18 protein-coding genes and 2 pseudogenes are annotated in these 18,908 nt (G+C 58.3%); 15 read left to right on the plus strand and 5 right to left on the minus strand.

Going from position 1 to position 18,908, the window contains the following annotated elements:
* Positions 1 to 95: 95 nt before the first annotated feature.
* A complete protein-coding gene (locus tag DQ405_RS06400; protein WP_168423438.1) occupies positions 96 to 287 on the minus strand; it encodes a hypothetical protein in 192 nt (63 codons plus the stop codon).
* A 202-nt stretch (positions 288 to 489) separates the two neighbouring features.
* Between DQ405_RS06400 and DQ405_RS06405 the strand changes: the two genes are divergently transcribed.
* The 6 genes and pseudogenes from DQ405_RS06405 to recC form a co-directional block, all read left to right on the plus strand.
* Positions 490 to 666, plus strand: a complete 177-nt coding sequence (locus DQ405_RS06405; RefSeq protein ID WP_168423439.1) for a hypothetical protein — start codon at positions 490 to 492, stop codon at positions 664 to 666.
* A 210-nt stretch (positions 667 to 876) separates the two neighbouring features.
* On the plus strand, positions 877 to 1,032 hold the full coding sequence (locus tag DQ405_RS06410; protein ID WP_168423440.1) for a hypothetical protein: 156 nt from the start codon (positions 877 to 879) through the stop codon (positions 1,030 to 1,032).
* Between the two features lie 92 nt (positions 1,033 to 1,124).
* Positions 1,125 to 1,997: a tetratricopeptide repeat protein gene (locus DQ405_RS06415; RefSeq protein ID WP_038663137.1), complete on the plus strand. Its 873-nt coding sequence runs from the start codon at positions 1,125 to 1,127 to the stop codon at positions 1,995 to 1,997.
* 576 nt (positions 1,998 to 2,573) lie between these two features.
* Entirely contained in the window at positions 2,574 to 2,978 is a 405-nt protein-coding gene (locus DQ405_RS06420; RefSeq protein ID WP_051605106.1) for a hypothetical protein, read from the plus strand.
* A gap of 10 nt (positions 2,979 to 2,988) precedes the next feature.
* Positions 2,989 to 3,582 carry a hypothetical protein gene (locus tag DQ405_RS06425; RefSeq protein WP_038663134.1) on the plus strand — a complete coding sequence of 198 codons (594 nt, stop codon included), beginning with the start codon at positions 2,989 to 2,991 and terminating at the stop codon, positions 3,580 to 3,582.
* Between the two features lie 139 nt (positions 3,583 to 3,721).
* Positions 3,722 to 6,166: pseudogene (recC, locus tag DQ405_RS06430) on the plus strand (exodeoxyribonuclease V subunit gamma); the annotation flags it as partial.
* Between the two features lie 795 nt (positions 6,167 to 6,961).
* On the opposite strand, the gene DQ405_RS06435 reads toward recC, so the two are convergent.
* A complete protein-coding gene (locus DQ405_RS06435) occupies positions 6,962 to 7,396 on the minus strand; it encodes a hypothetical protein (protein ID WP_003291593.1) in 435 nt (144 codons plus the stop codon).
* A 280-nt stretch (positions 7,397 to 7,676) separates the two neighbouring features.
* Here DQ405_RS06435 and DQ405_RS06440 point away from each other — a divergent pair, with 280 nt between their 5' ends.
* A complete protein-coding gene (locus DQ405_RS06440) occupies positions 7,677 to 9,032 on the plus strand; it encodes an SEC-C metal-binding domain-containing protein (protein ID WP_015275833.1) in 1,356 nt (451 codons plus the stop codon).
* Between the two features lie 356 nt (positions 9,033 to 9,388).
* On the plus strand, positions 9,389 to 10,297 hold the full coding sequence (locus DQ405_RS06445) for a DMT family transporter (RefSeq protein WP_003291567.1): 909 nt from the start codon (positions 9,389 to 9,391) through the stop codon (positions 10,295 to 10,297).
* A 112-nt stretch (positions 10,298 to 10,409) separates the two neighbouring features.
* On the opposite strand, the gene DQ405_RS06450 is transcribed toward DQ405_RS06445, so the two are convergent.
* On the minus strand, positions 10,410 to 11,366 hold the full coding sequence (locus DQ405_RS06450) for a DMT family transporter (protein ID WP_015275835.1): 957 nt from the start codon (positions 11,364 to 11,366) through the stop codon (positions 10,410 to 10,412).
* Between the two features lie 137 nt (positions 11,367 to 11,503).
* On the opposite strand from DQ405_RS06450, the gene bkdR reads away from it, so the two are divergent.
* Complete coding sequence (bkdR, locus tag DQ405_RS06455; RefSeq protein ID WP_015275836.1) at positions 11,504 to 11,989, plus strand: Bkd operon transcriptional regulator BkdR; 486 nt, start codon at positions 11,504 to 11,506, stop codon at positions 11,987 to 11,989.
* Between the two features lie 76 nt (positions 11,990 to 12,065).
* Here bkdR and DQ405_RS06460 read toward each other — a convergent pair whose 3' ends face one another.
* Complete coding sequence (locus DQ405_RS06460; protein WP_015275837.1) at positions 12,066 to 12,893, minus strand: AraC family transcriptional regulator; 828 nt, start codon at positions 12,891 to 12,893, stop codon at positions 12,066 to 12,068.
* 130 nt (positions 12,894 to 13,023) lie between these two features.
* Here DQ405_RS06460 and DQ405_RS06465 point away from each other — a divergent pair.
* The 3 genes and pseudogenes from DQ405_RS06465 to DQ405_RS06475 all read left to right on the plus strand — a co-directional run bounded on the left by DQ405_RS06465 (position 13,024) and on the right by DQ405_RS06475 (position 14,684).
* A pseudogene (locus DQ405_RS06465) lies at positions 13,024 to 13,555 on the plus strand (carboxymuconolactone decarboxylase family protein).
* A 4-nt stretch (positions 13,556 to 13,559) separates the two neighbouring features.
* Complete coding sequence (grxC, locus tag DQ405_RS06470; protein ID WP_168423441.1) at positions 13,560 to 13,832, plus strand: glutaredoxin 3; 273 nt, start codon at positions 13,560 to 13,562, stop codon at positions 13,830 to 13,832.
* A 561-nt stretch (positions 13,833 to 14,393) separates the two neighbouring features.
* Complete coding sequence (locus DQ405_RS06475) at positions 14,394 to 14,684, plus strand: putative quinol monooxygenase (RefSeq protein ID WP_168423442.1); 291 nt, start codon at positions 14,394 to 14,396, stop codon at positions 14,682 to 14,684.
* Between the two features lie 73 nt (positions 14,685 to 14,757).
* On the opposite strand, the gene DQ405_RS06480 is transcribed toward DQ405_RS06475, so the two are convergent.
* The gene (locus tag DQ405_RS06480; protein ID WP_015275841.1) at positions 14,758 to 15,684 is read right to left on the minus strand and encodes a LysR family transcriptional regulator; all 927 of its coding nucleotides are present in this window, start codon (positions 15,682 to 15,684) and stop codon (positions 14,758 to 14,760) included.
* Positions 15,685 to 15,795: 111 nt separating this feature from the next.
* Between DQ405_RS06480 and DQ405_RS06485 the strand changes: the two genes are divergently transcribed.
* The 3 genes from DQ405_RS06485 to DQ405_RS06495 all read left to right on the plus strand — a co-directional run bounded on the left by DQ405_RS06485 (position 15,796) and on the right by DQ405_RS06495 (position 18,898).
* Positions 15,796 to 16,806, plus strand: coding sequence for a zinc-binding alcohol dehydrogenase family protein (locus DQ405_RS06485; RefSeq protein ID WP_168423443.1), 1,011 nt, complete (start codon positions 15,796 to 15,798; stop codon positions 16,804 to 16,806).
* A 44-nt stretch (positions 16,807 to 16,850) separates the two neighbouring features.
* Entirely contained in the window at positions 16,851 to 18,032 is a 1,182-nt protein-coding gene (locus DQ405_RS06490) for an L-dopachrome tautomerase-related protein (RefSeq protein WP_015275843.1), read from the plus strand.
* A gap of 86 nt (positions 18,033 to 18,118) precedes the next feature.
* Positions 18,119 to 18,898: a glycine betaine ABC transporter substrate-binding protein gene (locus DQ405_RS06495; RefSeq protein ID WP_015275844.1), complete on the plus strand. Its 780-nt coding sequence runs from the start codon at positions 18,119 to 18,121 to the stop codon at positions 18,896 to 18,898.
* The last annotated feature ends 10 nt before the right edge of the window (positions 18,899 to 18,908 follow it).

Consider the following 18,908-nt stretch of genomic DNA (forward strand, 5'->3'; position numbering starts at 1 on the left):
CACGGCTGCCGACGCAGCGGGCGAGTGAGATCGGCCAACTGCTGCCGCATCAGTGGGCGCCGGCCTGAGTCGCGCAAGGTGAGTTCGGCGTACGCTTACGCTAGTCGCTGAGCTTCGGCTTGTGTTTCTGCGATCAAGGCGATATCGAAGCTTACCGAGTATTGTTCCCGTAGATTGAGAGCTTTCTGGTGCGTTTCTGTCTTAGCGCTTTCGGTATCGTCACCTTGGTTTAAAAGGTGGTACAGATAGTCGCTAGGCTGCATGCGCTTGCGATGCGCGTTGTTCATCTTTAGCGCACCTGCACGGGGCCGTTTGCGCACTTGTAACCGGGGTATTGGGCTTCTGCCGTGACGCGAGCCATCTCGGAGCTGACGGCCTGTACCGTGATTGTAAAGTTAGCGCGTGGGCCCGCATTGGGTGTCCTGCGTTGCAGGAAGGCAAAGTAAGTCGTCATAGCTGAGTCTCCATGGTCAGATGACAGGAGACAGAATGGGTTGGGTATGCGACAGCCTGTGTCGCATTCAACCTTGTTCGTACAGTGCCGCCATCCGATGCGCCGATAAGGCCATCATGCAGAAGTGCTTGTTGGACAACCTCCAGTACCTCTGGCTTCACCTGACCTGGTTCCAGGACAACGAAGCGGGTGTTGCTGATGACCTTGCCTGAGCAGTCTTGGCTAGGCCGGTTTCCTTTCAACAGTGATGTCGCGTAATCCCGAAGGGGCGCCAGATTTTCTACCTGCGCCGCCATTCCGAATCTAGCAGCGTGCTCCATGATCATGACGAGGTTCATCGCATCTGTTGGCAGCATGCTCAGTCGCGATAGCGATTTCTCTGCCCACCACAGTTTTGCTTTGCCCTTGGGCCTGCTGTGCACATGGGGGAATTTCTATTCGAGTTCGCTGAGGTCACGTTGAATGGTGCGTTTATCAACCTGGACGCCTTGGTTGGCTACTCGTTGGTGAATGGCATTGCTATCGAGAGCGCTGTCCTTGCTAGGGAGAAGGCCAAGGATGAGCTCATGGCGGAGTAGCTGTTCCACACTTCCATCCCTACTTGTGTGCGACACAGGCTGTCGCATGGCTGTTGAAAATGGTCAGACACGATCATCGATGAGGCAGCAGCATGAGCAAATCTGCGGATGTCTTCAATCTCATGGATAACCTTCTTCCGCTGGCTGAAGACGTCGATCTAGCTGGGCCTGACGAGTTGCAACGCCTTTACGCTGGCATTGGAATGCCATCGCTGAGAGCGAAGGAGCTAAGCGGGCAGGCGGGTGTTACCTATCACGAGATAAAAGCAGCCAATCCGCTTCTTGGATTGGTTGATCCGATCAGGATTCGAAATCGCTATGTGGAGCTGCGTGAGCAGGCTCTGTTGGGCGATGCGGATGCGCTCAATGATCTAGGGTGGTTTTGGCTCAATGGTCTGCGGCTGAAGCCGAACCCTGCGCTGGCCAGGCGGTTATTCAAGGTTGCGGCAGTGATGGGAGCCTCAGAGGCTCTATTCAACCTCGCCGAGCTGGCCTTTTATGGCAAGGGGCTGGTGGTCAATCCGGGCTTGGCCATCGACTATTACGAGCAGGCTTTCGAAGCAGGGATTCCCTGTGCTGCGCAAGCATTAGGGAGCTTGTATGAGCGTGGGGACGAGGGTGTCATCGTCGATCATGGCAAAGCCATCAGTTGGTACAAGCGTGGAGCGGCCGAGCAGGACTTGATGGCGTGCTTCTCACTTGGCAGGTTGGCTCTGGATGAGACATCACCCGAGTATGATCCAGCACTTGGCTTGTATTGGCTGCAGTGGGCGGCCATGAGGGGGCTGGTGCTGGCGACTGAGCGACTTGCTGAATTTTACTTTTCTACCTTCGAGTCTCCACCGGATCCAGATGGGCTGCTGTTTCGTTTCTGGCGGGATCTGGCGATCAGCCAGGGAAGCTTGTGGGCCAGAGAGTTGCATGCATCGGATGTTGCTATTCAACAAGTATGCAAAAGCTCATAGCATGCTGGCTTTATGCCCCTGCAGCGATATCAATAGGTGCTGGGGTTAGGACTAAGAGGAAGGGAATGAGTCTGACTGGGAATCAAAAGGCCTTTGCACGGTACCTGGCTGATTTATGGGGCAGGCCAGAGGCACTGGGGGAGATGCGTGGTTTGTTCCCAGTGGGAGATGCTTCGGAGGCAGGGCTGCTGCATAGCTTTCGCATTAGCAAACATCAGAGCTGGAAGCCTTGGAAAGGGCGTATTGCCTCAGCGGTTCATCATTGGTGGTGTCATTCGCTTCAGGAGGCCTTTCTCCATTACTCCTGGCCTGATAGCCCTAAGCCTAATTCGTCCCAATGCATTGCTGCCCGTTTACGGCAAGCGCTAGCTGTGCGTGATCAAGCAACTGCCCGCGATGCATGCCTGGCTATATTCCACTGGGGGGCGTCGCGCGTCGCCCTGGTGATAAATCTCTGGCTTGGGTCGAGGATCAGTACCTAAAAAAACGCTATGCCAATCAATCATGCATGCAGTCCAACTGCTTCAACCTGGATCTGCTCAAGGGCTTGCTGCATTCGATGGCAAGGAACTCCTGATGAATTCCGCTATGACAAAGGTCTACGCGGCTGCCGACCCTGACCACATCATTATCTACGACGGCCGCGTTGGTGCTGCACTTGGATTGCTCGCCCGTTATTCACTCATGCGTTCTGGCGTACCTAGCGTCCCTGCTGATTTATCCTTTCGGTGGGGGGCCGGACAAGGCGACACGACGAATAGAGATCCATCGCTGGGGGCGTTCAAGTTTCGCAAGCTCAATGCCGCTCAGTGCCAGCTATGGGCGGGACAGGTGTTGCTTGCAGGAGAGTTGCTGCAGCAGGTGATGGCCTACAACCCAAGCATTGGCTCCATTGCAGAGCTTGAGAAAGCCCTCTTCATGATCGGTTACAACGTAGATACAGATCTCCCCCCTCTGCCGCTTCCCCGGGTTTCCCCATAAGGAGATTTAAATGGAGCTTTATCGGGCGATTCCTGCCAGCCAAGTGGGGAGGGCGGAAAAAGATCTTCGTCGTCACTCAACGATGCGAATACCCAGCAATGTTCCCTACGTGGTCGACAACCTCTGGGAGTCTCTTCGGCCGAGAAATATGCCGTCCCGCCGGCATGCAATTTACGCCAGCCCAACCCCTGAACTCGCTTTGCTGAATGCCAGTGCTCCGCTGGCTGATGGTGATGAATACGTTGCCTGCAGGGTTGTTGTAGAACCACAGAAAATCCGTATTGCTCAGCTTCAGGTGACCGATGCGCGCTACCACAGCGACATTCGCTTGATTAGCAAGTGGATCAGTCAGCATGGGCAGGAGTTGGCTGAGCTTTCGTTGGATCAAAAGCAGAAGCTTGCACCGCTCTTTATGCCGGGCCTGCATCGACGTGAGCTGACCGAGCTGTGGAAGGCTCATCCGTTGGTGGCCGCGCTTTGTACCTATGCGACGCAGCACTCTTCGTTCTGGTCCTCCGCATCTGACAGCCCTCGGTCTTCGGATGGCGAGCTGTTCTTTGAGTTGGTCGATGACGCCGATACCTACCGGCTTGAAGTCATTTGAAGTTGCCGGAGCGTTTCTCCAATCGCTGCCTCAGTTCAACGACGTCATTTTGCTTCTTCCGTGAAAGATCCCGTGCGACACAGGGTGTCGCATGCGTTGATTAGCTTTCACTCCAGCGTACCTAGAGGGATGTGTGTCTATGCAGGAGCATCAGCCTGGTCTTGTTGTCATCCATGGCAATCATCTAGAAGAACTGCGAGCCCTTGCAGTGCAGTGGATGCGCAGCCACCCGCTACATCCGCTGGAGAACGAGGTGCTGCTGGTGCAAAGCAACGGTATCGCCCAGTGGCTGAAACTGGCGCTGGCCGAAGACCCGCACAAGGGTGGCTGCGGCATTGCTGCGGCGCTGGATGTGCAGTTGCCTGCGCGCTTTCTGTGGCAGGTGTATCGCGGGGTGCTGGGGGCGCAGACCACGCCGCAGTCCTCGCCGCTGGACAAGGCAGCGCTGAGCTGGCGGCTGATGCGCCTGCTGCCCAGCTTGCTCACGAACCCGGTTTTCGCAAGCCTGCAGCGCTTTTTGGAAAAGGACGATGAACAGCGCAAGCTGCACCAACTGTGCGAGCGGTTGGCGGACTTGTTCGACCAATACCAGGTGTACCGCGCCGATTGGCTCGAAGACTGGGCTGCCGGGCGGGATCAACTTCAACACATCAAGGGCACTGTGCAGCCATTGGATGCGCCGAACCTGTGGCAGGCGCAGCTATGGCGCGAGGTATTGGCCGACGTTGGCGAGGGCGCGCTCGAGCAAAGCCGCGCCGGGGTTCACAAACGCTTCGTCGCCCACCTGCGCAGCGCTGCCCAGGCGCCAAAGGGGCTGCCACGCAGGGTTGTGGTGTTCGGCATTTCCTCGATGCCTGCGCAGGTGCTCGAAGCCCTGAAAGAGCTTTCCCGCTACAGCCAGGTGCTGCTGTGCGTGCACAACCCTTGCCGGCACCACTGGGGCGATATCGTTGCCGACAAAGACTTGCTGGCGCACCACTACCGCCGCCAACCTGCCCGTGAGGTTGCCGCAGCTGCGAATGAGCACGGCCAACCCTTGCTCGCCGCCTGGGGTAAGCAGGGGCGCGACTACATCAACCTGCTCGACTACCACGACGAGCCCGGCAGCTATCGCCACCTGCTCGATGGCCTCAATGGCGGGCGTATCGACCTGTTCACCGAGCCGGATACGGCAACCCTGCTAGGCCAGCTGCAAAGCGATATTCTTGAGCTGCGCCCGTTGCCGGAAACCCGCGAAGCCTGGGGGGCGGTAGACGCTACCGCCGACCGCTCGCTGCGTTTTCACGTGGTGCACAGCATGCAGCGCGAAGTGGAGGTGCTGCACGACCAACTGCTCGCCCGCTTCAGCGCCGACAAGCAGTTGAGCCCACGGGATGTGATCGTGATGGTGCCGGACATCAACGCCTACACCCCTCACATCGAGGCAGTGTTCGGCCAGGTGCCAAGGAGTGATTCGCGCTACCTGCCGTTTACCGTGGCCGACCAAGGCCAGCGCGGCCGCCAGCCGCTGCTGATTGCCCTGGAACACCTGCTCAAGCTGCCCCATAGCCGCTTCGCTGCCAGCGACATTCTTGACCTGCTGGACGTACCGGCCTTGCGCGCGCGTTTCACGATCAACGAAGCCGACGTACCCACACTGCAACGCTGGATCGACGGTGCCGGTGTGCGCTGGGGGCTCGATGCCGAGCAGCGCGAAAGCCTGGGCATGCCGGCGGGCCTCGAGCAGAACACCTGGCGCTTCGGAATGCGACGCATGCTGCTGGGCTACGCTGCTGGGCGAGCGCCTCAGCTCAACGGCATCGAACCCTACGACGAAGTGTCGGGGCTGGAAGCTGCCCTGGCCGGGCCGCTGCTGACCTTGCTCGACCACCTGGAAGTGGCCCTTCAGGAACTCCAGCAACCGGCCACGCCGGTGCAATGGGCAGAGCGCCTGCAAGCCTTGTTGAAGGTGTTCTTCCGCCCGGTAAACGATACAGAGGAACTGCTGGTCAACCAATTGCTCAAGCTGCTCGAAGGTTGGCTGCGCACCTGCGAGGTGGCGCAGTTCGCGCAGCCACTGCCGCTGAGCGTGGTGCACGAGGCCTGGCTCAGCGGTATCGAAGATAGCGGCCTGTCGCAGCGCTTCCTGGCCGGCGCGGTGAACTTCTGCACCCTGATGCCTATGCGGGCGATTCCGTTCAAGGTGGTGTGCCTTCTGGGCATGAATGATGGCGATTACCCGCGCCAGCAATCACCGGTCGATTTCGACCTGATGCGCAACGACTACCGCCCTGGCGATAGGTCGCGACGTGAAGATGACCGCTACCTGTTGCTGGAGGCCGTGCTGTCGGCGCGAAAACAACTGTATGTGAGCTGGGTGGGCCGCAACATCCGCGACAACAGCGAGCGTGTGCCCTCGGTGCTGATTGGCCAATTGCGCGACCACCTGGCCAGCGGCTGGCGCTCGGCCAACGGCCAGCCATTGCTGCCAGCGCTGACCCAGGAGCACCCGTTGCAACCCTTCAGCGCCGCCTACTTCGCCAACGAGCCGGGGCCTGATGGCTTGTTCACCTACTCCAGCGAGTGGCGCGAGGTGCATGACGAATACAGCTCGCAGCCAGCAGGGGAGCATTGCTATCGAGAGCGCTTTCCTTGTTCGGGAGAAGGCCAAGAATGAGTTCATGGCGAAGCAGCTGTTCCACAGTTACGTCCTTGTTTGTGTGCGACACAGGTTGTCGCATGGCCGCTGAAAATGGTCAGACACGATCATCGATGGGCAGCAGCATGAGCAACTCTGCAGACATCTTCAATCTTATGGACAACCTTCTTCCCCGGGCTGACTGCGTCGAGATGGTGAGCCTGACGAGTTGCAACGCCTTTATGCTGGAATCGGTATGCCATCGCTGAGAGTGATGGAGCTGAGCGGGCAGGCGCGGGGTGTCAACTATTACGAGATCAGGGAAGCAAACCCGCTTCTTGGATTGGTTGATCCGATCATAATTCGAAATCGCTATGTGGAGCTGCGTGAACAGGCTCTGTTGGGCGATGCGGATGCGATCAATGGATCTAGGGTGGTTTTGGCTAAATGGTCTGAGGCTGAAGCCCAACCCTGCGCCTGCCGGTTCGTCTGCTGTAGATGAACCATAATCCATGCGCTTTTGTTGGTGCAATCTTTAAGCGTGCGTCGGTTGTCGGGCATTAGTAAATGAAAGGCTACCGAGACAGTAAAGATTTGAAGTGAGCAGCCTTCAAGTTAATCAGGCGATCTACAATAAAGCCAACGTCTAACCGAGTCGCATTGAAGCCAATTTAGTCAATAAACGTCTTTATCTATAGCGCGCCTCGGTTGCATGCGGCTTTTGATTAGGAATGCAATGGCGGGACATTAGCGCTTGCACGCTTACCGTGGCGCATTGAAATCCAAAATATCCAGTTGCTCGGTCAGCCAGCGATATGCCTGATATGTGCTATTAAATTTACGAACTAGGGTGCGTACACCTTTATCTATGTTACAGTCGCGGAGCGTGAGGCCAAGACCTTCTTCGTCGATTTCGTAGGTCTTTGCTTTCATATCGCCGAGCTGCATCGCAAGCAGCCTAACGTCATCGAGTGAGTGAATGGGGGCGATGCTGTGCTTGCGCACGTAGGAGCGTACCTTCTCTGAAAGCTCATTGAAGTCATCTGCATTAATGCGGTGGACTATATCATCTGAATCTGGGATTTGCTCCGGATAGTCATCATCAAGTGATACGCAGTGTTCCACACCGTGAATGCTTGCTACTAGGTATTGACCGCCGACTTCGTCGCGCTCGCGGTTAAGAATTAGGATAGACATGTTTTTTCCTCAGGTTGTTGTTCTGTTCATTATTCTAAGTTGCTCCGCTTTAAAAAGGCAATAGGCTATACTGTATTTTTATACAGCTTATGGTTAACGCCTCGGAGGCCGTTCGGCTGGCTATCTAATGAGTGTCCGATCCAAAACCCATAATTTAAAAGTGGCATAAGCAGTATGTCGTTCATCCAGTTTCTACTAAAGCTAGGCTGCTTCAGGCCATGGCCGAATAGTTACCGCTGCTGCAGACTAGGCTCATTTCGCGAACCCAAGGACGAGTGGATTGAATATCAGACGTGAGATGACCGATGTAGAGCTCTGCATCAATCTTGTGCCGGAGGCGGGAGAGCACTACCGCCGTGCCTTGGACGTGATGTTTGCCTATCCGGACTATGCAAAAACCCAGTTTCGGATTGTGGTTGAGCATTTAACCTCGATGCTGGCCAAGCGCTTCCAAGTGGAAATCGACCAAGTTGCTCTCTACGACGCAATCAACCAGTTGTCTGCGAGCCAGATTATCGACCATAGCCTGCGCTCTGATTTGCATGCCATTCGCAAAGCTGGAAACGCAGTAGTCCACTCACAAGGAACCAGCACAGCAGGCTCAGGAGAGTCAGGCAGCAAAGAAGCTCATGGGGTAGGTGATCTACAAAGCGCAGTAGATGCTCGGAAGACTCTGGTGGGGATATTCGAGAGCATGTTCCTACTGCTCAACAGAGGCGAGAAGTTACCAGCCATTACCACCGTCGAAGTCGGCGATTTTACCAGTCAGCAGACTCTCTGGAAGGCGGTAACGACCATGGACTTTGAGGCCAAGATGGCTGCTGGCCTAATTCTTGAAGCTCAGTCGATGGCCCCGATAAACAGTAAGGCACTACTTATTGGTTATAGTGAGGACGTGCATAAGAATACTACCGTCCGAATGGCTGCTGAGCTGTACTGGGCAGCCACTGAGATCAGTGCAGGGCTCGATAGGTTTAGCTTTAGCGAGATACATTTAAAGGGCGGGAAAGAGGCTTGTCTGTTTAAGCTGGCGAATACAGAGGCTCTATACCGATATGGCCAACTAACTTTTGATAAGAATGAGGGTGAGGAGAGTCATCGCCTGGGTGTAAAGGCATTGGAAATTGCAGCAACGCGTGGATACCCCTCCGCCTGTGCGCTGTACGGTGATCATCTGCGTCAGAAGGGGCAGTTCGAAGATGCCTTGGCAATGTTTGAGGTAGCTTTATCTAGGGGTGAAATCACTGCCTACGCTGGGTTAGCTTTTCTGCATCTCGAAAAGGAATCGCCCTTTTACTCACCAGAGAAGGCCGAGCAGTGCCTTGAAGATGGTATCGCTAGAGATTGCCACCACAGCGAATATCTACTTGGCCGTTGGCTCTATGAAGGCAAAGAATTAGAAGAAGACAAGGAGCGGGGCCTTAAGCTCTTAGAAGCTGCTGCCGCAGGCGGACATGGGGTGGCAAAAAACTACATCAATTTTTGCGTGGAAGACCGATTCGCCAAGATGCTTCAGCAGCAGTTCCTGAATGCCCTTCCTTTCCTAGGGCCTAACACCGATGCGCCAAAACAGGGTCGAAACGAACCTTGCTCTTGCGGCTCGGGGAAGAAGTACAAGAAGTGTTGCGGGGCATGATGGTTCAACCCTAGGGGTTTGCAGTGGCGGGTAGTCCCCCATTTTTACACTCGCCAGAAGTAGAAGTCCGCTTTTGGTCGACTTTTGCCTGATGCGATGGGCTCAAAGCGGCCAGAAGCGGAAGCTGGCGACAGTGCATCGGGTGCCATGTTGTAGCCATCTGTCGATGGCAGCTTGCTGCAGACTGGTTTGTAGCACCTGTTGACAGCCTGCTGCCCCAGATTGATTAATAGCGGCAGATGAAAGCGCTTTACCGACTTGCCTTAACGTTAGAGAAGAGATTGAAGGCAAACTCGGGCTTTCTTGCGGCCTCTCCGCATGCTCTAACCACTCCAATTTGAATGGATGGTTTTCGCATGCCTGTTCGTCAGACATATCTATGCCTGTTAATCCTCGGAACCGCGTTCTGGGGGATTTCGTTTGCCTTCACCAAAGTGGGTGTTGCGGACGGGTCACCCTTCGTATTCCTGGGGTACAAGTTCGCACTCGCTACGCTAGTGCTTTGCGTGATCTTTTTCAGACGGCTGAAACTGATCAACAAAGAAACGCTCCTGGCCGGCGTGGCCATAGGTCTACCCTTGTGTTTGGGTAACATTTTCCAGACTGTCGGGCTTCAGCACACCAGCATCACCAACACCGCCTTCATCACTGGCCTGGATGTATTGCTCATCCCGGTCTTCAAGTGGGCTCTCTTTCGGAAGCGCGTCGAGCCTCGAATCTGGCTCTGCTGCGCCGTCGCGCTGACAGGGCTCTATCTGATCGTTACGAGGGCCGGGCTTACTCTGAATCCAGGTGACATCTGGATCATGTGCTGTGCAGTCTTTTTTGCCGCATATGTGCTCACGGTTGGCTTCTTCTCGCATAAGTACGACTCGATGCTTACGGTCATCACTGCGCTGGCTACCTGCGCTACTGGATGCCTTTTTGCTGCACTTTTCGACGCTAGGGCCGAATGGGCCCCAATGGATTCCTCCTTCTGGGAAGGAGTTCTGTTCTGCGCGTTGCTCGCCACAGCCTTCATGTACGCGGTTCAGAGTGCTGCGCAGAAGTATCTCGAAGAAGAAAAAGTAGCCCTGACCTACCTGTTCGAGCCCATCTTCGCAGCATTCGCGGGAGCGATGCTCCTTGGCGAAACCTTGGATGGAAGAACCCTGGCCGGTGCAGCTCTCATCTTTTCAGCTCTGCTGATCGCCGAGATTGATGTACCCAAGTTCTTATCCCGCCTGCTGCGCGCCCTGTTTGCCCCGTGGGCTAGGCGCCAATGAGTATTTGGATGGAATTCTGTGGAGGCTTTGGTCGGTAGCTGCCGGAGGCAGCATTTGGCCGAAAGCGCCCGCTCTGCAGGTAGGCGAAGCGCTTATAACAGTGAGACATGCTTCACGATGTAGCCTTGGCCCGTGTCTTCACGATCGCAAGGAGAACTCCCGCAGAGATTGCAAGTACTCCCGCTATGAGACTGGCACTCAAGGTCTCACCGAGCCAGAACACCGAACTCATCAAGCCCACCAGGGGTACGCCCAGCATGGCCAGCGACATGCTGGTCGCGGGCAACCACATGCTCGCAGCGTTGACGGCGCAGAAGCAGAAGGCAGTAGCCAGCGGGCCGACGAACAGAATGATCTGCCAGAACGCCACCGAGCCATCGCCTGTGAACGGCCCTTCGACGATTCGCGCTAGTGCCAGCAAAGGAACCGTAGCGACGAGCATCTGCCAGGGGGCGAGCTGGTAGGCCGTGGCGCGAACCTTGGCGTAGCGCAGATGCAGGATGCACAGCGCCCAGCAGGCCGAGGCGATGAGCAACATCAGGTTGGCGCGCACCAGGCTCGCATTATTCCAGTCAAGCGTCAGCGGATTGAACAAGACGGCTACGCCGAACATGCCGAGGGCGGCGCCGAGGAGCTGACGAGGGACCAGCCGCTCACGAAAGACGAGCACTGCCAGTGGCGTCACCCACAGCGGGGTGGTGTAGGCGAGTACGGCCGAGCGGCCCGCCGGGATATCGGTCATGGCCAGCGCGCCGAGCAGTGTGAAGGCGAGCATCTGCAGGAGCCCGACGCTAAGCAGGAGCGGCACGTCGCCTCGGCTGGGTCGATAGAGGGTGCCGGTCAGCAGCTGCAGAAGGAACAGGCACAAGGCGCCCAGTGCGAAGCGGCTGGCTGAGAACCAGACGGGTGTGACGTGGCCAAGTCCTGCCTTCATCACCGGCCAGTTCGCGCCCCACACCAGAATCGCCAAGAGCAACAGCACCATGCCCTTGAGTCGAGGCGTCAATAAGGTACGGCTGGATACCGGGGTGTTTCGTGCTTCGGTAGTTAGGCTGTGCGGGCAGGTCATCACCGTGGCCTCCAATAGCTATTCGTGTTGAGAACAGCCTAAGGGGACCGAGGCGGAGAAGCTTTCCTAAATGGCCTAGATTGTTTCTAATTGCAGGAAAATATTCTGTTATATGGTATTTATGAGGAATATTTGAAATGCGTAAATTGGATCGGATCGACATCGGCATTCTCAACCGACTGCAAGAGGATGCCCGCGTCACGAATGCTGAGCTGGCGCGCGCAGTCAATCTTTCATCAACGCCATGCTTCAACCGGGTCAAGGCCATGGAGGAGCTGGGGCTGATTCGACAGCAGGTCACGCTGCTGGCTCCTGAGCTGCTGGGGCTCAACGTCAACGTATTCATTCACGTCAGCCTGGAGAAGCAGGTAGTCGATGCGCTGGCGCGTTTCGAGAGTGCCATCGCCGAACGCCCGGAGGTGATGGAATGCTATTTGATGACAGGGGATGCCGATTACCTGCTCCGCGTGCTGGTGCCTGACATCCAGGCGCTGGAGCGCTTCATCCTCGATCACCTGACCAAGATTCCCGGCGTCGCGAATATTCGCTCGAGCTTCGCGCTGAAGCAGGTGCGCTACAAGACGGCGCTGCCGTTGCCACCCAACGGTTTGGTCGTTGGATGATACGGGTTCCGAAGGTGGGGTCGCTCATTCGGCAGTACTACCAAAAACCCTACCGCTGCGAGTACGTGCTCGCTCGCTAACTTGCCTGTGTCGCGCTGAGCCATTCGCGTGGGCTTTTGCCGACCTTGCGGCGAAAGGCACGCGATAGAGCCGACGGGCTTTCGTAGCCGACCTCATCGGCGATGAGTGCAATCGGCCGCCCCTCGCGCAGACGCTTTAGGACCAGGCTGACCCGCCAGCCACGTAGGTAGTCAGCCGGTGTGCTGCCTACGATTTCATGGAATCGCGCAGCGAAACCGGCCCGGGACATGTTGCAAGCTTGCGCAAGGGTTTCCACCGACCAGGCCTGGTGCGGTGCGTCGTGCATCAGGGTGAGGGCGCGGGCCAGCCGCGGATCGGCGAGGCCGGCCATAAGGCCCGTGGACAGGGTGCGGGTCGCCAGCAGATGACGAAGCAATTGAATGAGCATCAGCTCAAACAGTCGGTTGAGCACCGCGAATCGTCCGCACTCTTCGTTGAACGCTTCCTGAAACAGCCATTCGAGATTGCCGGCAAGGTTCGGTAGCTGCGACAGCGGCAAAAGCAAGTGACCCGGCAAGGCGAGGGTCAGCGGGTTGTCGATACCGCCGTCGAACGTCAGCGAGGCGCAGACCAGTTCCGCATGATCGGCAGTGTCGGCGATTAGAGCGTGCGGTGCCGGGCGTGGAAAAAGGATCAGCGTAGGCTCTTCAATTTCGTAGACCAATAACCGTTCGGCCTGGATACGCACCCGCCCGGCGCGCAGCAGGTGCAGATGGCCCTGCCGATCTCGGCCATCGTATTCGGCCGTGCCGCACAGGCCGCCGCTGTAATAGGTAGTGGCGTGTAGGCGGAAATGGGTGAGCAGAGCGGACAAGCGGTCCATGTGGCCTCACAGGTTTGGACGATCTGCAGCATAAGGTCGACGATCAGCCGCCATTTGAAAAGTCGTTTTGCTGATCATGTGTTCGAGGCTGGCGCACAGGCCCAGCCACCTTGAACTTAGGAGAACCACCATGAGCCGGATTACCCCTGTATCTATCGAACACGCCCCTGATGCCGCGCGCCCGTTGCTGTCTGGCATTCAGAAAAGCCTTGGCAGTGTGCCTAACGCCTTTCGTACCTTGGCTCACGCGCCGGCTGCGCTGGGCGGCTACCTTGCGCTCTCTCAAGCACTTGGCAAAAACTCCCTCAGCGCACGCCAACGCGAAACCGTTGCGCTGGCGACTTCGGAGGCGAACGGTTGCGACTACTGCCTCGCCGCGCACTCTCTGTTCGGCCGCAAGGCGGGCCTTGACGATTCCGCCATCGAGCTGGCGCGGCGTGGCAGCCTGGACGCGGTTGCAATATTCGCCCGGCAGGTGACTGAAAGCCGCGGGCAGGTCAGCGACGAACAGTTGGCCGAGGCGCGGGCGGCGGGGGCTGAGCGATGCTCAAATAGTCGACATCGTGGCGCAGATTGCCCTGATGACACTGACCAATTACCTCAACAACGTTGCCCAGACAGACGTTGACTTTCCGGCAGTCCAGCCGCTTACAGAGGAGTAAAAGCGTGAACGCTACGCTTTATACCACTAGCGGCTGCCCCTACTGCATCCAAGCCAAAGCGCTGCTATCCCGCCGAGGGGTTAACGTCACGGAGATCGACGTCGGAGCCAGCCCCGATCAGCGCGCCGCGCTGATCGCCCGGACCGGCCGGCGTACGGTGCCACAGATCTATATCGAGGGTAACCATGTTGGAGGCTTTAATGACTTGGTGGCCTTCGACAGGATCGGCGGCCTTAGAACGGCGGATACCCAATCGGATAGCGTATCGGGTGTATGACGCTGGTGGGCGGCTGTCGCCGGATCGGCGCGCAGCTTCGAAACCCTAGTTCAGCAGGTTCAGATCGGCCTCATGTATGTGTCTCGATCTGAACCTGGCTGAACTATTCCTTCGTCATGTGCTGCTGGCAGGCCACCATTTTCACAATATTGGTGAAAGTGGCATTTCACCGAGAACAGGCTGAGAAATCAGGTCCCGACGTTCAACTTCAGCCACGACCAGACACTGGAATCGTCGGAAAAGCTGGAGCAGCTGGCCAGCCGTGAAGGCGTGACCTTCATCATCCAACATGAGCCTGCTGACAACGCACGGTTGCCCGCTCTTCCTGGCTATCTTGACTGAGTGGTCCGCTGGCGCGGGTGGGTTGGAGTGGCGTGTATCGCAACGGCTGTGCAGCAGTAACGGCAATTGCTGCACAGTTGTTAGCGTGCCCAGCTCACTCGTCTGGCCGGATAACAGAACCTCCAATCTTCCAAATCGCCTGCTGTACCTAGGCCGGCACCATCGTGTGGATGCCGGTCAGGCATGCCCCGAAACATCAACCCTTAGGAGTACTGATTCATGGACACCCCGATCATTGTGGTCGCCACGATTACGCTACAGCCCGGCAGCCGTGAAGTGGCCGAAGCGGCGCTTCGCAAAGCTGTCGCACGAAGCCGCAAGGAACCTGGCTGCGACCAGTACCAGCTGCATGAAGACAGCGAGCGGCCGGACAGGTTGGTCATGATCGAGCGTTGGCGAGACGAGGCGGCGCTACAAGACCATCTTGAAGGGTCGGTCTTTCGAGAGCTGGCCGAAACGCTTGAAGGGCATATCACGCTCGACGTGATGAAGCTGTCGTTGCTGGCTTGAAGCCGTAGCGTCTCGGCCGCCAGAACCGTGGGATGCGATACTGGTTCTGGCAGCTGCTATCTAGCATTGCCGTTCAAGCGATCAGGCCAGGATCAGACGCGAGAGGCGGCAGCTCCTGCTTCAGCGGATCGAGATGACTGCGCAACAGTGCATGCAATTGCTGAACGGCCGGCGAATATTGCTTGCGATGCGGGCACACCAGGTTAAGTGGTGTGGACTCGCCTTGATACTGAGCCAGCACGATCTCCAGCCGTCCCGCCTCGATGTCGTCGTGTACGTCGAGCCAGGATTTGTAGACCAACCCTTCCCCCGCGACCGCCAAGCGTCGCGCGATGTCGGCGTCGTTGCTGTACAGCGGGCCAGTGACTTGTACCGTCTGATCACCTAACCGCCAGCGGTCATGCGCGCGTCCGTTGAGCGAATACAGCAGGCAATGGTGCTGAGCAATATCGGCGGGCGTTTGGGGCCTGCCGTTACGCTCCAAGTAGTGCGGGGCGCCTACCAAAACGCGGCGATTCCAGGGAGCCAGCGCCAAGGCTACCCAACTCGCATCGTCAAACACACCGTAGCGCAGCGCAACGTCCACCGGGTCTCGAAATACGTCGGCCACTTGATCCGATATCAGCAAGCGAAGGCTGAGCGCCGGATGCTGACGACGGAACTCGGAAAGCCACGGCAGCAGTAGGTTACGGCCGAGATCTGACGGCGCGGAGACCTGCAGCAAACCATGCAGCTGAGTGCTTTCCCTGCGCACCCGGTCCTGGCCTTCGCGCAAGGTATCCAGCACCTCGCGGGCAAACGGCAGGTACTGGTCACCTTCGGCAGTCAACCGCAGGCTGCGCGTGGAGCGAGCGAACAGACGGACATCCAGGTCACGCTCGAGGCGCTTGATCGCTGCGGCCACCTGGCCCGGCAGCAGGCCGACCTCGCGGGCGACATTGGAGAAACTGCCCAGCGCGGCTGTGCGCACGAAAAGCTGAAGATCTTCGAACCGAACCATTTTCACACCTGTGGTGAAAGTGCTGGCGGATTTTGAGCCTTTTTCCAGGGGTATGGGAAGACGAAGATGCCCCTACGTTTCGCTTGTACCTGACCTTCAAGGATTGCCCACATGAAAGCTATCGTCTTCACCGAATACGGCCTGCCAATCGACGACCCTCGAGCATTGTTCGACAGTGAGCTGCCAGAACCTACCCCAGGGCCGCACGACCTGCTGGTGCAGGTCAGGGCCATCGCGGTGAACCCGGTCGATACCAAGGTCCGTTCTGGCAAGGGTGCTACCGAGCAGCCCAAGGTGCTCGGCTGGGACGCGGTTGGCGTAGTGCGTGCCGTAGGCGCCGACGTAACGCTGTTCCAACCCGGCGATGAAGTCTTCTATGCCGGCGCCATCGACCGTCCAGGCAGCTACAGCGAGTTGCATCTGGTCGACGAACGCATCGTCGGGCGCAAGCCGCGCAGCCTGGACGATGCCAGTGCCGCCGCTTTGCCGCTGACGTCGATCACTGCCTGGGAACTGCTGTTCGACCGCCTCGGCATGAGCGAGGGCGGTGGAGCAGGGCAGAGTCTGCTGATCCTGGGTGCCGGCGGCGGCGTGGGTTCGATCCTGACGCAATTGGCCCGCCAGTTGACCGGCCTGCAGGTGATCGGCACCGCTTCGCGCCCGGAAACCCGGGAATGGGTCAGCGCCCTGGGTGCGCATCATGTGATCGACCACAGCCGGCCGCTGGCCGAGCAGCTAAAGGGCATTGGTATCGAGGCGGTGGATCACGTGATCAGCCTCACCCACACCGACAGCTACCTTGCTCAACTGGTCGAGGTGTTGCGGCCCCAGGGCCATCTGGCACTGATCGACGATCCGGCCGTGCTCGATGTGGTGCCGCTCAAGCGCAAGTCGCTGGCGCTGCACTGGGAGCTGATGTTCACCCGCTCGCTGTACGGGACGGACGACATGATCAAGCAGCATCAGTTGCTCAACCGTGTGGCGAAGCTGATCGACGCCGGTGTGCTTAAGACGACTGTAGGCGAGCATTTCGGCCGCATCGAGGCGGCCAACCTGCGGCGTGCCCATGCACTGATCGAAAGCGGCAAAGCCATGGGCAAGATCGTTCTGGAAGGCTTCTGACTTATCCATGGACCAGCGCCCGCCGCGCGGGCAGGAGACTCATCATGCGCATCGAAAAACGGTTTCGCCACACACTGTTGGCCTTGGCGCTCGCCAGTCCAGTCACCTTCGCCACGCAACTCCAGCCGCTGCCGGCGAGCGCTGCGTCGGCTCGGCCGATTGGGGTGATTGATCAGGTATTTGCATTCCATGACGCCATGCCCACCGGCGTAACCGTCAGCGAGACCGGGCGTATCTTCGTCAACTTCCCGCGCTGGGGCGACGCCGTGCCTTTCACAGTGGGTGAAATTCGAGACGGGAGGGTTCAGCCGTACCCCAATGCAGCCATCAACACCGAAGATCCGGACGACCCGGCCAAGGGATTCATCAGTGTGCAAAGTGTGGTCGCCGACGGCATGGGGCGTATCTGGGTGCTGGACACAGCCGCGCCGGAGTTCGCCACGCCGCGTCCAGGCGGCGCGAAGCTGGTCGCCATCGACCTGGCCAGCAACCGGGTGGTCAAGACCCTGGTCTTTCCACCTGAGGTGATCCTGCCCACCACCTATGTCAACGACATGCGCTTCGACTTCCGGGTGGGCAAGCAAGGCACGGTTTACGTGACCGATTCATCCGTGTCCGGCCCTGGCGGCATCATCGTCATGGATATCGCCAGTGGTAAAGCCAGCCGTCGGTTGAGCGGCGCAGCACAGACCTCTGTCGACCCGGACTTCGTGCCGGTCGTGGAGGGCAGACCGGCGCTACTGACCAAAGGCACCGATGGCAAGCCGAAGGCGCTGGGGGTGGCTTCCGACGGCATCGCTTTATCCGCGGATGGAAAAGACCTCTATTTCTCTCCGTTGTCCAGTCGCCACCTGTACGCCGTGTCAACTGCACTGTTGCGCGACCCAGCTGTGAGCGAGGCACAGCTGCAGGCTGCCGTGCGTAACCTGGGTGAGAAGGGCGCCTCCGATGGCCTCGAGGCGGATGCCGAGGGTGCCGTTTACGCCACCGACTACGAACACAACGGAATTCGCAAGCGCCTGCCTGACGGCACGTGGCAAACCATTGTCCATGACCCGCGGGTGCTCTGGCCGGACACCCTTTCCATCGGCCCGGACGGCTACCTGTATTTCACCGCCAACCAGCTGCATCGCTCACCTGGCTTCAACGGTGGCCAGGACCTGCGTAGCAAGCCCTACAGCCTGTTGCGGGTAAAAATCGATGCAGCGCCGGCACCTACGCACTGAGACGGCCTCCGCCTACGCAGCTGCAATCGGAAAAACGTTGACTTCGGACTGTGCCCGAGACGCGCGTCTGCGGGCGAGGTGAAACCATGAAACCGATCATCCGTCTCGGTTACATCGACCTGAGCTTTCATGCGGCGAGTGCCGCGCTGGTGCAGCGCGTACTTGAACGCCACGACTATGAGGTTCAGGTCAGTGCCGCGCCACATGAAGACATGTTCCGCCGCTATGGTGCCGGCGCTGTCGACATGCTGGCCTCGGCCTGGCTGCCGGCGAGCCATGGAGACTACCTGGCGCCTTATGCCGCGCAAACACGCACGCTCGGCGTACTGTACCGGCCTTACTGCATCTGGGGCGTGCCGGACTATGTTCCCGTCGACGCGGTACAGAGCGTCGCGGATCTCCTTCGCCCCGAGGTCGCTACACGAATGACGCGGCTGATCCAGGGCATCAATCCCGGCGCCGGCATCAGCCGCTTCTCCAGGGCGATTGTCCAGCAATACGGCCTCGATCGGCTCGGATATCACTTCGAGAACGGTACTCAGGCCGATTGCTTCGTGCGCTACGAACAAGCCCATGCACGGCGCGAATGGTGCGTCGTGCCACTCTGGCATCCGCAGTTCCTGCATCACTCACACCGCATTCGCCCCTTGGACGAACCCCTGGGGCTGCTCGGTGGCCAGGATGACGCAACGCTGATCGTGAGCGAGCCATTTGCCCGCGATATGCCCGCGGCATTGCTCGAGGAACTGAACCGCCTCAGTCCAGGCAACGAAGTCATTAGCGAACTTGATCACTCGATCTGCCGCGATGGGATGTCAGCGCTGCAAGCCGCCGACGCGTGGCTGGCTCGCAGCGTTGCCCTTTGAAAACACTATC

Source organism: Pseudomonas sp. SST3 (assembly GCF_003325755.1).